This window comes from Staphylococcus sp. FSL W8-1270 (genome assembly GCF_038007165.1).
In the GTDB taxonomy this organism is placed as follows: Bacteria; Bacillota; Bacilli; order Staphylococcales; family Staphylococcaceae; genus Staphylococcus; species Staphylococcus hominis.
Genome location: NZ_JBBOWQ010000001.1, coordinates 193,320 through 208,052, shown reverse-complemented (window position 1 = coordinate 208,052; position 14,733 = coordinate 193,320). Strand labels below are relative to the sequence as shown.

Here is a 14,733-nt window from a genome sequence, read left to right as displayed (position 1 = left end):
TTTTATAAAATATTATTGTGAGTCAGTTAAGTGAAAATGTAACTTAAGTGACATTTTTGATAAAATGTCCTAAATGAGAGGTGCACAGCATGAATAATCAAGATTTACGTGTACAACGAACAAAAAAAGCACTCATTACTACATTCTCAGATTTGCTTGAAACGAAATCTTTTGAAAATATCACCATTCAAGATTTATGCGAAAAAGCAAATGTACGTCGTTCTACATTTTACCGTCATTTCAATGATAAGTATGATTTACTTAATCATATTGTTGGTACATTAATTGAATATTTTCGAACGTTACATTTGCCTGAAATTGATCCAAAAGATCCGAGACAATTTTTCAATAAATTTATGAAAGATATTTTATTTTTCATTAGTGATAACAAAACAATGGTAAAAAGTGTCATTTCTATCAATATTTATAGTGAAGTTTATCAAATTTTATATAATCAAATTTATGCAGTGGTTAAACGACAAATTGAATTTGATAAACAAATTGGACAATTTTACATAGATGAGTTCATTTATGGAGAATTTCTAACTGGAGGCATTTTAAGCGTTATTCTAAACTGGATTCAGTATGGTCAACAATCCATTGATGAAGTGTCTTCAGATATCGTTACCATGATTTGTGGAGCGAGAGAGGTTCATTTAAAGTTATTAAAATAAAACAAGAGCGGGAAACAAATATCGTACTGACTTATTAAATTGTTTGATATTAATCTCACATTTAATAGTACGTTAAAGTGTATCCCGCTTTTATTTAGAACCATTTCCATACTTTTTTAGCATTTACTCGTGGATACGTCGTTTCTGGTAAGAAATCACGTTTATAGTGCACATAAGCTTTCCCATATTTATTGATTCGTATATCCCATTTTTTATTATCTTTAGGAACGGTATCATATAAATTTTTATCTACTTTGTATGTCTTACCGTCAATCTTATGTTCTCCTTTAGATAACACTTTTTTGTATTCATATTCTTTGCGATAATGTTTAAAAATCGCATTCCCTATTCGATTACGATTGTATTTGGCATTATTATCCATATACGGTGACACATTCATAACCACTTCATTGAGTCGAAGGTGATTCTGTTGGTTAGTTAAAGCAATATTATATCCTTTATCACTCGTACCCGTTTTCAATCCGTCTGTACCTTTTAAGTAAAGTGGCTCATGTTTAATTGATAAATTAGTATTATTAAAAGTATAACCTTTTTGAGTATCTTGGCTAAGTTGCGTTATGTTTAAAAATTTTGGATGTTTGGCGATTAAGTGATGAGATAATATCGCAATATCTTCTGCCGTACTTTTAGGATAAATATCCTGTTTATATTTCTTTGGTGCTTGTTGTCCAAGTAAATCATTAGCAGCACCTGCTGGGTTCACAAAATATGTATGCTTCATATGAAAAGCTTTAGCTTGCGCATTCATTTTGTCTGTGAATGTTGACGTATTGCCACTCACTTGTTCTCCTAAAATCATCGCGGCTGAATTGCTTGAAGGTAAGGCCGCCTGTGTTAATAAATCTTTAATAGTATATATTTGACCTTGATTTAAAGGGACAGACGTTAAATTTGGCTTTTTAGATAATTGATCATATGCGCTCGTGATTTTAACTTTATCATCTAACTTAAGTTTTCCTTGATGAACTGCTTCTAATGTTAAATAGATGGTCATCATTTTAGACAAAGAAGCAGGGTCCGCTTCTTTATTTCCTTGGAAATTATATAATATTTGGCCTTGTTGTGTCGTAAGCGTTACACCATCAGGTTCATAATTTGAACTTACTGCGACATTACCTTCTTTATTTGTAATATCCACAGGTGTTTCTGCTGCATGAGAGATTGAAGTTCCTAATAATGTAAATAAACTAAGTATTCCAATACTTTGTGTTACTTTCAAAAACATTATATTACCTACTTTTTATTTTTAAAATATTGTATAATATATTTTATAACAACTTTACAGGCGAATTACAACTAAGTATCTAATATATATTCTTTAATTATAAAATAAAGAAGAGTTGAACAAATGGTCTTACGAAGTTTGTCCAACTCTTTTGTTTATACCATACTATTGATAGGATTTATCTCCTTTAAAATATTGACGATCTTTCTCACTATACACCTTACTCGGATCTAAAAATGGCTTTAATTTATATTTAAAATCATATAAATTTAATCCATCAATCGCAACACGATCTTGATAGACACTATCATTGCTGATATCTGTAAAATTATTTGGTCCTACACCTGCTAAAAATTTAAATCCTTCATCATGAACCAGATATTGATATGCTTTAGAACCTCTATCTTGAGCACCATGTGGATATATAAATAAATCTGTTTTTCCTATAATTGGCTCTACTTCTTTTTTCCAACGTTTCGTGTCACGAACAATTTGATGATATGAGCTATTTGCAAAATCGATATGTCCCCATGAATGACTTGCAAATGTCCAACCATCTCTTTTCATTGCTTTGACAACTTTTTTAGCATCTCTTTTACGTTTTAGATAATCTTTATTATTTAACTCATTTGTTCGATAACCTAACACGCCATTGTATCCTGTTAGCGCAACGACGCCTTTTTGACCATTGAGTGAAAAGTCAGGATGGTCTTTCACGAATTGATTCAATATAGGTACAATATCATTTGTTTCACTTGTTGTTACCTTACCATTTTTATCTTTAGTTTCAGAAACGACATGTTGTTTCTGATCTAACACTAAACGATCTGCATATCCATGACCTCTCATGTACTCATAATAATTCATATCATCAATGGATAAAATTAATGGTTTCTTACCTTTAGGTAATTTTAATTCTTTTCTAGTAACTGTCTTTCCTTTTAAATCATAAGCCTCATGTGGATCTATTAATATGTAATGGTGTTTATAGAGTTCATTTAATGAACGCTTAAACTCATCAGCTGTAATCATCCAATCAAAATTACCCTTAGCTTGATTCTTCTCTTGTGTAAAAGCTACTTTAGGTTCAGTAATCACTGGATGATAAAATACATGTGCAATATCACCTTGATACACTTGCCAATCTTTTTTATTCTGAGTACTTTTTTTCGCATATATATTTGCGATATTTTCTTTATCCTTTTTAGTGTCTTTCTTTGATGATGACAATGTTGAAAATTGACATGCACATAAAACTATAGATATTAAAACAATAAGCGTGCTAAGTAAATATGTCTTAGTCATATAGTTACTCCTTTAAGTTATATAAATATTATAATACCTTCCAACATTATATAATAATTTTATATTATTTATAACAGATGTGTTTCAACTTTTGAATACGCTTATTTTAAAATAGACTTAACACGTTTATATACAAAACCTACATATCTAAATCTTGAGCTATATCATTTATTGTGGGCATACCACCTTGTGCGCCAAGTGCTGTAACTGAATGACTAGCGGCGACATTAGCAAATGCAATAGCTTTAGCAAGCGAATCGTCTTTTTGTAATCCGACTGCAAGCGCACCATTAAATGTATCCCCAGCGCCTGTGGTATCTTTTACTTCTCGTTCAATTCCTTGAATTTCAATTTGTTCTAAACCATCGTAAAATACAGCACCTAATGCACCTTGTGTCACAATCAATTTATCAGGATAACGTTCTAACGCTTGATCAATGTCTCCTTCAAACATATTTTCACTTTCAGTTTCATTTGGTGTTAAATATGTTACTTGTTCCAATATATCATCTGAAATGTCTCTATATGGAGCTGGATTTAAAATAGAAGTAAGTTCATGTTCATAGCAATAATGAACAGTGTGAGCAACAACATCAGTTGGAATCTCTTGTTGAAGTAACACAATATCTCCTTTATTTGCTTTTGACAAAGCTGAGTCTACCAAAGAGACTGTGACTTTATGATTTGCTGAAGGTACAACAATAATACTATTATCATTATCAGCTAGTGTAATGTGGGCGGTACCTGAAGGTCCTTTTACTTTTTTTACATATTCAACATTTACATGATTATGCTTTAGATTTTCAAGAATTTGTTTACCTAACATATCATCGCCAATACACCCTACCATGTGAACATGGTCACCTAATCTTGCTGCTGCCACTGCTTGATTCGCGCCTTTACCGCCTGGTGTAGTGAAAAATGTATTTCCTAATACTGTTTCACCTTTACTTGGCACTTGGTCAGTCGACACAACCAAATCCATCGACATACTTCCCACAACATAAATACGTTTCATATTAACCCTCTCCTTTTTCTTTCTCATCCATATCATATCTAAATTAGCATAAATAATAAAAAAAGAGTGAGACAACACATTCAAAAAGAAATGCGGTCTCACTCTCATTAATATGTTCTAACTTTTAACTTCATGTTGCTCTTTACCTGCAAACATCACAAGCCACGTTGCAAAAATAAATGGAGCGGTGAAAATAGGAAGACCAATTGGAGCTAATGTTGTAGCTAATGCACCATGCATCACTACTGTTAATAATAAACCAGTAATCACTGCAAGAATCCGACTGAATTTTGTTTTAAACGTCGCACCCAAAGCAATACCCGTTAATATTGAGTTATAGCCATACAATCCATCAGTAATAGTGGGATAGTCTCCACCTAGTAATGTGATACATATCACTGCTAAAACACTTGATACTATCGCATAGATACCGCCTTTTACTGAACCAATAAAAATGCCAATAATAATTAACAGACTACCCATGATTGATGTCACTAAGAAAATTTCACTAAAATTTGTAATGATACCACTAATAAAATTCACATGTGAATGACTGATGTCTGGATGTTTAATTTTAGTAGGCAAAATATCTATTGTGATATGCATTTTTGAAAATTGCGTGCCCATTGCTAAAATTAACCAAGTCGTAAGGACAAATGGGAATGTTAACATCGGTATACCAAATGGTTTTAAAATTTCTCGGATTGCAGCTCCAACTGGTAAAGTAAGAATCGTTGCCACAATAAGTACAATCCAGTTCATTAAAGATACTTCTAAGAATAATGCTAACCCGATTGCTGTTAATACTGAATTGTATCCAGCTAATCCATTATTAATTTCATCCTCACTATAATTAAAGTACGGCGCTAGAACAAGTGCAATGAGACTTCCCACTGCTGCTCCTAATCCAACTTTCCAATTTGCAATAAATAATCCTATAAGAATACACAGCCCTGACCATTTATTATTCATAAATACGACTTGAGCAATATTTTTTAAGAAAATCTCTACATATTTCATAAACTCACCTTTATTATTTTATTCATTTCCTTTCTAATTATTATATCTTTTAAACACTTTTGTAACATTAAAAATATATACAAATTTAATTTAAAAAGTGATTTTAAATAAATTTAAAAGATAAATTACTTGTTAAAAATATTCTACAGTTTTATGATTAATGTTGCAGTACTTATTTTTAAAAGAAAGAAGGTATAACAGTGCATTTTACTCAACGAGAACAAGATAAATTAATGATCGTGGTAGCTGCTGAAGTAGCGCGTCGACGCAAAGCACGTGGCTTAAAATTAAATTACCCAGAAGCATTAGCACTTATTAGTGATGAATTACTAGAAGGTGCACGTGATGGTAAAACTGTAGCTAATTTAATGAGTTACGGTAAACAAATTTTAAATAAAGATGATGTCATGGAAGGTGTCGATAGCATGTTGACTGATATTGAAATTGAAGCAACATTCCCAGATGGAACTAAATTAATCACTATTCATCATCCAATCGTGTAAGGAGGATTTTTAAATGAAACCTGGTGAAATTAAAATAAAAAATACAGAAGTTGAAATTAATCAAGGTCATTTTGAAACAGTGATCAATGTTAAAAATACTGGAGACCGTCCAATTCAAGTTGGTTCACATTTCCATTTCTTTGAAGCCAATGAAGGTTTAAAATTTGATCGGGAAAAAGCATATGGCAAACACTTAGATATTCCTGCTGGTGCTGCTGTTCGTTTTGAACCTGGTGATGAGAAAAAAGTTCAACTCGTTGAATATGCTGGTAACCGTAAAATTTATGGTTTCAGAGGTTTAGTTAACGGTGAAATTGACGAAGATCGCGTTTATCGTCCAACTGGTGAAAATGATGAATATGCTGCGCCAAAAGGTGATAATGGCGAAAAAAATGTGAACAAAATGGGAGGTAAACAGTAATGAGCTTTAAAATGACTCAATCTCAGTATACAAGTTTATATGGTCCAACTGTTGGCGATGCAGTACGACTAGGTGACACTAACTTATTTGCAACTGTTGAAAAAGATTATGCAAATTACGGTGAAGAAGCAACGTTTGGTGGCGGTAAATCTATTCGTGATGGCATGGCTCAAAACCCTAACGTTACACGTGATGACCGCAAAGTGGCTGACTTAGTATTAACAAATGCATTAATTATAGATTATGACAAAATTGTTAAAGCAGATATCGGTGTTAAAAATGGTTATATCTTTGCAATTGGTAAAGCAGGTAACCCTGATATCATGGATAACGTAGATATTATTATTGGTTCAACAACTGATATTATCTCTGCTGAAGGTAAAATCGTAACAGCTGGTGGTATCGATACACACGTTCACTTTATTAACCCCGAACAAGCAGAAGTTGCGCTTGAAAGTGGTGTGACAACACATATTGGTGGTGGTACGGGTGCATCAGAAGGCGCTAAAGCTACAACCGTTACACCTGGACCTTGGCATATCCATCGTATGCTAGAAGCTGCTGAAGATTTACCAATTAATGTTGGTTTCACTGGTAAAGGACAAGCTGTAAACCACACTGCATTAATTGAACAAATTCATGCTGGTGTGATCGGTTTAAAAGTACATGAAGACTGGGGTGCAACTCCTTCAGCGTTAAGTCATGCATTGGATGTAGCAGATGAATTTGATGTACAAATTGCATTACATGCTGATACATTAAATGAAGCTGGGTTCATGGAAGATACAATGGCCGCTGTAAAAGACCGTGTTTTACACATGTACCATACAGAAGGTGCTGGCGGTGGACATGCGCCAGATTTAATTAAATCTGCATCGTATCCGAATATTTTACCTTCATCTACAAACCCAACATTACCTTACACACATAATACTGTAGATGAACATTTAGATATGGTTATGATTACACACCATTTAAATGCATCTATCCCTGAAGATATTGCTTTCGCAGACTCACGTATTCGTAAAGAAACGATTGCAGCTGAAGACGTATTACAAGATATGGGTGTATTTAGCATGGTAAGTTCTGACTCTCAAGCTATGGGACGTGTGGGTGAAGTCATTACACGTACATGGCAAGTAGCTCATCGTATGAAAGAACAACGTGGTGCTCTAGAAGGTGATACTGACTATAACGATAACAATCGTATTAAACGTTATATCGCAAAATATACAATTAACCCTGCGATTACACATGGTATTTCTGACTATGTTGGATCAATCGAAAAAGGTAAATTAGCTGACTTAGTTCTATGGAATCCAGCTTTCTTCGGTGTAAAACCTGAACTTGTTGTTAAAGGTGGATTGATTAACTCAGCTGTGAATGGTGATGCAAATGCTTCTATTCCAACATCAGAGCCTATGAAATATCGTAAAATGTATGGTCAATATGGTGCAAATAAACAACACACTGCGATTACATTCGTTTCTAAAACAGCATACGAAAATGGTATTTATAACCAACTAAACTTAGAACGTATGGTTCGACCAGTCCATGGTATCCGTAATCTTACTAAAAAAGATATGAAAAATAACGATGCAACACCTAAATTAGATGTTGATCCACAAACATATGAAGTATTTGTAGATGGTGAAAAAATCACAAGTGAACCAGCAACTGAATTACCATTAGCACAAAGATACTTCTTATTCTAGGAGGTACTCAGATGATAGTAGAAGACATTCAAGGCAATATCGCTAACCTTTCTGCAGAGGAAAAACAAAAGCATGTAGAAAAAGTATATCTTGAAAACTCTGATTTGGTTAAACGTATTCAACGTGTCACAACAGATCACGGTAATGAAATCGGTATTCGTTTAAAACAACCTATCGATTTACAATATGGCGATATTTTATATCAAGATGACAACAATATGATTGTAGTAGATGTAAACTCGGAAGATTTACTTGTCATTAAGCCGCGTAACATACAAGAAATGGGAGATATTGCGCATCAATTAGGTAATCGTCATTTACCTGCGCAATTCACAGAAACTGAAATGCTTGTACAATATGACTACCTAGTAGAAGATTTATTAAAAACGCTAGGTATTCCCTATAGCCATGAAGATCGAAAAGTGAATAAAGCCTTCAGACATATAGGTCATTCACATGATTGATCATTCACATTTACGACTATTTCAGTTCTGTGATTCACAATTCCCTACTGGCGCATTTAGTCATTCATTTGGACTAGAAACGTATATTCAACGTCAGACAGTTCATGATGCTACATCATTTAGAGAATGGTTAGAACTCTTTCTAAATGAGCAGTTAACCTATTCAGATGGCCTTGCAATGCGTTTAGTTTATAACGCTTTAAATAATGGTGATACAGAAAAAGTATTACACCTTGATCAATTAATTTATGTCCAAAGTTTACCAAGAGAAACACGTGTAGGTACTAAACAAATGGGTACACGTATGGTAAAACTTGCTATAGAACTTTATGATAGTCCATGGATTAATTGGTATCATCAACAAATGAAAGATAAACGTGCAAAACTGCATCCAGCTATTTGTTTTACAATGCTAGGACATTATTTAGGCGTCGATATTGAAACGATTATTGATTACTATCTATATCAGAACGTTTCCAGTTTAACGCAAAATGCAGTACGTGCAATTCCCTTAGGTCAAACAATAGGACAACAAGTTGTGACGGAGATGATTCCACATATCGAACGGACACGACAACACATTCTCACATTAAGCGAAGATGATTTCGGTTTAACAGCTCCTGGCTTAGAACTGAATCAAATGGAGCATGAAAACGTAAACGTGAGAATCTTTATTTCATAGGAGGTAATATACATGGCAAATCCAATTAAAATTGGTGTAGGCGGTCCTGTAGGTGCAGGTAAAACACAATTAATTGAAAAACTTGTACGTCGTCTATCAAAAGATATGAGTATTGGCGTGATTACAAACGATATTTACACAAAAGAAGACCAAAAAATCTTAGTGAATACTGGTGTTTTACCAGAAGATAGAATTATCGGTGTGGAAACGGGTGGCTGTCCACATACAGCAATTCGTGAAGATGCATCAATGAACTTTGCTGCAATCGATGAATTATTAGATCGTCATGAGGATATTGAACTTATTTTCATCGAATCAGGTGGCGATAACTTAGCTGCTACTTTCAGTCCTGAATTAGTAGATTTCTCTATTTATATCATCGATGTAGCTCAAGGTGAAAAAATTCCACGTAAAGGTGGACAAGGTATGATTAAATCTGATTACTTTATCATTAATAAAACAGATTTAGCAGAATTTGTTGGCGCATCACTTGACCAAATGGCAGAAGATACTAAAACATTTCGTGGCAATCGTCCCTTCACATTTACAAATTTAAAAACCGACGATGGTTTAGATAATGTCATTGAATGGATTGAACGCGATGTATTACTTAAAGGATTAGCTTAATGGTACAACATCAATTCGATTCAAAACCTTTTTGGACTGGACAATTGAATCTCACTGTTTTTAATAATGGTGAGCGTTCTGTTGCCCGTAATATCTTTTTCGAAAAAGCGTTAAAGGTTATTCGTCCAATTTATTTAAATTTCTCTACGATTCCAACATTTTATATCGTAAATGTTGGCGGTGGTTATTTAGATGGCGATCGTTATCGTATGGATATTAATGTTGAAGAAGATGCTAAAGTCACTTTGACCTCTCAAGGTGCAACTAAAATATATAAGACGTTAAACGATTGCGTGAAACAATACCAAACATTCAATATAGCAAAAGATGGTTATATGGAATATGTAGGAGATCCTATTATTGCTTATGAAAGAGCAAAGTTTTTCCAACATAACGTCTTTAATTTAGATAAAAGTGCATCAATGTTCTATACCGATATTTTAACCCCAGGCTATTCTGAAAAAGACACACCATTCACTTACGACTACATGCATTTAATTAATGAAATTTATGTAGATGATGTGCTTATCACCTACGATAATTTACGCATGCACCCAAGTGAAACAAAAATGAGTTCGATTGGCTATATGGAAAACTATACACATCTTGGTTCGGCTTATTGTATACACCCTAATATAACGCAAAAATTCATTGAAGATGTGTATGATGAAATTAAAGATTATACAAAGCAATACGATTGCCGTATTGGTATTACGCAATTACCTACACATGGTTTTACAGTCCGTGTATTATCTAATCTGACACAAGAAATTGAAGAAGTGCTTACACGCGTCCAAGCTTATATTGCTGATAAATTATATCATCGTCAACTCGACTTTTTAAGAAAATATTAATAATTAATTAAAATACACCTTATATCATGAGTACAAAGACTCGATATAAGGTGTTATTCTTTTACACTTATTTTTCTATTTTTATTTATTATCATTAAATATATATTGATAGATATCATGCGAAACTTGTTCAAAATCGTCAACATTAAGTGAAAGATAAAATTTGAGTTTAGGCTCTGTTCCTGAAGGACGTAATGCGACAAATCCCTCCTCAAAGATTAACCGAATTACATTTGACTTTGGCAGAGATATCGCTTCAACTTTATCATTCCGTTTATTGATTCTCTTTTGACTTTGATAGTCTTCAACTGCGATTACTTTTAATCCGCCCAACGTATCTGGAATGTGTTGACGAAGGTGTTCCATTAACGTTGCAATCTCTTGTTGACCTTTTTGTCCTTCAAATATTTTAGATGTAGGTTGATCGCGATAATATCCTACTTCCTCATATATATCCGTTAAGGCATCATGTAATGTTTTACCTTCATTTTTTAAAATAGAAGCATATTTAATGACTAACGGAACAACTTGAATCGCATCTTTATCTCTTACAAATTCACCCGCAAGGTAACCATAACTTTCCTCATAAGCGAAAATAAATGTTTCATCCTCACGTAATTCGCGAATGGCCTTGGCAATAAATTTAAAACCAATTAAGACTTCCTTCACAGTGACCCCATGTTGCTTTGCGAAACGTTTACCTAGTTCACCACTTACGATGGATTGAATCATGACTGGCTGTTTAGGAAGCGTCCTATAATCGACTAAATATTTAATCATTAACGCACCTATTTCACTGCCATTAAAATAGTGAATATGACCATCATGATCTCGTTCAACGAATCCCATTCGATCCACATCAGGGTCTGTCGCAATGATTAAATCAGCTTTAGAGTATTGGGCTTGTTTGATAGCTAGATCAAACGCTTCATGTTCTTCTGGATTGGCGCTTTTTACAGAACTAAAGTCAGGATCAATTTTACATTGTGCGTCAACAAGTTCAATCTTATTAAAGTGAAGATGGCTTAGCACCTTCGGAATAATAGGTGTTCCTGTACCATGTAAACTCGTATACACCACATTTAAGTTTGATGGAGGTATGTCACCAATCAATTGGTTAATTTCCGCAAAATAGTACTGATTAATATCTTTTGGTAAAGGTAAAATATTTTCTTTAATTAACGTCTCATTTAATTCAATATCTAAATGAAGTGGATCATCTAATTGTTCAATATACTTAGCTACTTCAAGTGAGGCGACATCGTCGAGCTGTGCTCCATCAGCACCATATACTTTAATGCCATTATAATCTTTAGGATTGTGACTAGCTGTAATCATAATACCTGCAGACGTTTGAAGATTTCTCACTGCATAAGATAACTGCGGAGTCGTTTGATATGTATCCGATACATATACTTTAATATGATGAGACGCTAAAATATGCGCGATAATGTCTGCAAATTCTGCTGATAAATGACGAATGTCATAATGAATGACAATGGAAGGTTGTGCCATATTATCTTGTAAATAATATGCAATTCCTAAAGCTAGACGTTGAATGGTATATCGATTTAAACGTCCTGGACCTAAACCAAATCGACCACGAATACCTGCTGTTCCAAAGGAAAGTGTCGTTTCAAACCCTTCTTGTTGAAATTGATATGATTGTTGGTCATAGAATGATCCTACGAGACTATCTGCTTTATGTGTTATCCAATTGTCTTTCATCCAATACTCCTCTCATACATGATGTATGTCCTATTCTTTTCTTTAGTATAATCGATATCTATTTATGTTTCACATGATACTTATCTTTTTTTTAATTAAAATCCTATCTACAATAATACAATTCAAAAACACCCTCACTACGATAAGTAAGGATGTTTTTAATTGTAATTTATAGCTATTTACGATTGAAATTGATAGCTTTCATGTCCTTTAGCGAAACCTTCTACTGTATAAATCATTGATCCACCTTCTGAATTATTCTCAATATCATTGGTACATATTAACAATTGATTTGTACCTGGAATAAATTGCGGATGCGTAGAACGCAACATTTTCCCTTCATCACGACCTGGCATCAAGATTTGACCAATAGGATACCCTCTTTTATTAAAGACAAGAACTCGGCCTTGTCCATACATTGCAACATATAAGTTGTCATCACTATCAATACAAACAGAATCAGGTCCTTCATGACCAGTAAAATAATACGGTATGGTTGCTCCAAACGGTGCAATAGTCACACCATCATCTTCTAATTGAATACGGTGAAGTCGATTCGTCGTTGTTTCAGTTATCCACAGTACTTTTTCATCAGTACTAAGTGCGATACCATTAGCAACAGAAATATTTTGTATCACGGGTGTCACCGTTTTAAAATCAGGAGAAACGTAGTAGACGCCACCTTTAGGATTCGTTGAATACCCTCTAAAGTCGGTGAAATAAAAACCACCTTTACTGTCAAATACCATATCATCAATACAATAATCTGTATTGATGTCTGAAATAATCTCTTCAAAGTGTTCTCCATGTTCATCAGTTACAAAAATACCACCCGTAGATTCAAAGTCACCTAAGTAACATGTAAACAATCGTCCATCTTTATGAATTTTTACTGCAGCTGGATTTTGTTTTTCTGATTGAAACGCTACAGAAATATCTTTGCTTGGTAGATTAACTTTGAAAATCTTTCCACCAAATACTTCACATAAAAATAAGTTATGTTCTCTATCAAAAATAAGTCCTTCAAGTTGAAGTCCTTCATCTGAAATTTTTAACCATGGTTCAGCTGTAACTGTTTGTAATTCACTTTCAGAAACAATAGGAACCACACTTTTAGATTTACCACTATACGTTAATTTAGGTAATTTATTATCCAACATATTAAATAAGCCTCCTTATGTCATTCATTTACATAGTTTATTATACGCTTGAAACATTCTAAACTTAAGCTTACTATATGTAATCGATTTCAATAAGTAAAATGATTCTCCTTGTATAGGTCAATTGACTGATTTATGAGCGCAAATATTGAAAGAAGTTATAATTTTGTTAAAATATTATAATGTCGATTTTTATATAAATAACAATTTAGATACGTTTAACATACAGATAAATTAACTTTTAGAGGAGAATCAGAAAATGGATTATAGAGTGTTATTGTATTACAAATATACAACAATTGATGACCCTGACACATTTGCTACCGAACATTTAGCATTTTGTAAAGAGCATAACTTAAAAGGTAGAATCTTAGTATCTACAGAAGGTATCAACGGTACATTATCTGGTACAAAAGAAGATACAGATCAATATATTGAACATATGCATGCAGATGAACGTTTTAAAGATATGACTTTCAAAATTGATGAAGCTGAGGGGCATGCATTCAAAAAAATGCACGTACGTCCTAGAAAAGAAATTGTTGCTTTAGGTTTAGAAGATGATGTTGATCCACGTGTGACAACTGGTAAATATTACTCACCTAGTGAGTTTAAAGCTGCATTAGAAGATGATGACACTGTTATTTTAGACGCACGTAATGATTATGAATTTGACTTAGGTCATTTCCGCGGCGCCATTCGCCCAGATATTACACGCTTCAGAGATTTACCAGATTGGATTCGTGAAAATAAAGAAAAATTAGATGGTAAAAACATTGTGACGTATTGTACGGGTGGCATCCGTTGTGAAAAATTCTCAGGCTGGCTTGTAAAAGAAGGCTTTGAAAATGTAGGCCAATTACATGGCGGTATTGCTACGTATGGTAAAGATCCAGAAACAAAAGGTGAGTACTGGGATGGTAAAATGTACGTCTTCGATGAACGTATTAGTGTCGATGTGAACCATGTAGATAAAACAGTGATTGGTAAAGAACACTTTGATGGCACACCATGCGAACGTTATATTAACTGTGCAAATCCAGAATGCAATAAACAAATTTTAGTATCCGAAGAAAATGAAGCAAAATATCTTGGCGCATGTTCATATGACTGTGCCAAACATGAGCGTAATCGCTACGTTGCAAAACACCATATTAGTGATGAGGAATGGAATCGTCGTTTAGAAAACTTTAAAGATGTTCCTGAACATATTCACGCATAATGACATGTACCCTTTATAAGTATCAACCTACTTTTAAAGGGTACTTTTACATACCCACTGTGCTATAATAACTTAAATTGAAACTTACATAAGG

General features: G+C 33.6%; 15 protein-coding genes. 9 read left to right on the top strand and 6 right to left on the bottom strand.

Going from position 1 to position 14,733, the window contains the following annotated elements:
• Positions 1-89 precede the first annotated feature (89 nt).
• Positions 90-674, top strand: a complete 585-nt coding sequence (locus NSU06_RS00995) for a TetR/AcrR family transcriptional regulator (RefSeq protein ID WP_017175510.1) — start codon at positions 90-92, stop codon at positions 672-674.
• Between the two features lie 94 nt (positions 675-768).
• Here NSU06_RS00995 and pbp4 read toward each other — a convergent pair whose 3' ends face one another.
• The 4 genes from pbp4 to yut all read right to left on the bottom strand — a co-directional run bounded on the left by pbp4 (position 769) and on the right by yut (position 5,263).
• Complete coding sequence (pbp4, locus tag NSU06_RS00990) at positions 769-1,920, bottom strand: penicillin-binding protein PBP4 (protein WP_017175511.1); 1,152 nt, start codon at positions 1,918-1,920, stop codon at positions 769-771.
• Positions 1,921-2,085: 165 nt separating this feature from the next.
• Complete coding sequence (locus NSU06_RS00985) at positions 2,086-3,225, bottom strand: polysaccharide deacetylase family protein (RefSeq protein ID WP_340779076.1); 1,140 nt, start codon at positions 3,223-3,225, stop codon at positions 2,086-2,088.
• Positions 3,226-3,364: 139 nt separating this feature from the next.
• Entirely contained in the window at positions 3,365-4,243 is an 879-nt protein-coding gene (locus NSU06_RS00980; RefSeq protein WP_070859415.1) for a ribokinase, read from the bottom strand.
• 117 nt (positions 4,244-4,360) lie between these two features.
• On the bottom strand, positions 4,361-5,263 hold the full coding sequence (yut, locus tag NSU06_RS00975; protein WP_340779072.1) for an urea transporter: 903 nt from the start codon (positions 5,261-5,263) through the stop codon (positions 4,361-4,363).
• A 200-nt stretch (positions 5,264-5,463) separates the two neighbouring features.
• On the opposite strand from yut, the gene NSU06_RS00970 reads away from it, so the two are divergent.
• From NSU06_RS00970 to NSU06_RS00940, 7 genes are read left to right on the top strand one after another with little or no spacing between them, the layout of a single operon-like run.
• Positions 5,464-5,766 (top strand): urease subunit gamma, encoded by a 303-nt coding sequence (locus tag NSU06_RS00970; protein WP_049415845.1) that lies wholly within the window; start codon positions 5,464-5,466, stop codon positions 5,764-5,766.
• Between the two features lie 13 nt (positions 5,767-5,779).
• On the top strand, positions 5,780-6,187 hold the full coding sequence (locus tag NSU06_RS00965) for an urease subunit beta (protein WP_017175515.1): 408 nt from the start codon (positions 5,780-5,782) through the stop codon (positions 6,185-6,187).
• Entirely contained in the window at positions 6,187-7,902 is a 1,716-nt protein-coding gene (ureC, locus tag NSU06_RS00960; RefSeq protein WP_049415848.1) for an urease subunit alpha, read from the top strand. The genes NSU06_RS00965 and ureC overlap by 1 nt, the downstream gene beginning before the upstream one ends.
• Positions 7,903-7,913: 11 nt before the next feature.
• A complete protein-coding gene (gene ureE, locus NSU06_RS00955) occupies positions 7,914-8,366 on the top strand; it encodes an urease accessory protein UreE (RefSeq protein ID WP_002449547.1) in 453 nt (150 codons plus the stop codon).
• Entirely contained in the window at positions 8,359-9,048 is a 690-nt protein-coding gene (locus tag NSU06_RS00950; RefSeq protein WP_049434711.1) for an urease accessory protein UreF, read from the top strand. Before ureE ends, NSU06_RS00950 begins: the two co-directional genes overlap by 8 nt.
• Before the next feature lie 12 nt (positions 9,049-9,060).
• Complete coding sequence (gene ureG, locus NSU06_RS00945) at positions 9,061-9,675, top strand: urease accessory protein UreG (protein ID WP_049434709.1); 615 nt, start codon at positions 9,061-9,063, stop codon at positions 9,673-9,675.
• The gene (locus tag NSU06_RS00940; RefSeq protein ID WP_340779066.1) at positions 9,675-10,529 is read left to right on the top strand and encodes an urease accessory protein UreD; all 855 of its coding nucleotides are present in this window, start codon (positions 9,675-9,677) and stop codon (positions 10,527-10,529) included. Before ureG ends, NSU06_RS00940 begins: the two co-directional genes overlap by 1 nt.
• 81 nt (positions 10,530-10,610) lie before the next feature.
• Here NSU06_RS00940 and NSU06_RS00935 read toward each other — a convergent pair whose 3' ends face one another.
• The gene (locus NSU06_RS00935) at positions 10,611-12,257 is read right to left on the bottom strand and encodes a phospho-sugar mutase (RefSeq protein ID WP_340779064.1); all 1,647 of its coding nucleotides are present in this window, start codon (positions 12,255-12,257) and stop codon (positions 10,611-10,613) included.
• Between the two features lie 179 nt (positions 12,258-12,436).
• Complete coding sequence (locus tag NSU06_RS00930) at positions 12,437-13,417, bottom strand: SMP-30/gluconolactonase/LRE family protein (RefSeq protein ID WP_049415860.1); 981 nt, start codon at positions 13,415-13,417, stop codon at positions 12,437-12,439.
• 259 nt (positions 13,418-13,676) lie between these two features.
• Between NSU06_RS00930 and trhO the strand changes: the two genes are divergently transcribed.
• Entirely contained in the window at positions 13,677-14,639 is a 963-nt protein-coding gene (gene trhO, locus NSU06_RS00925; RefSeq protein ID WP_049415862.1) for an oxygen-dependent tRNA uridine(34) hydroxylase TrhO, read from the top strand.
• The last annotated feature ends 94 nt before the right edge of the window (positions 14,640-14,733 follow it).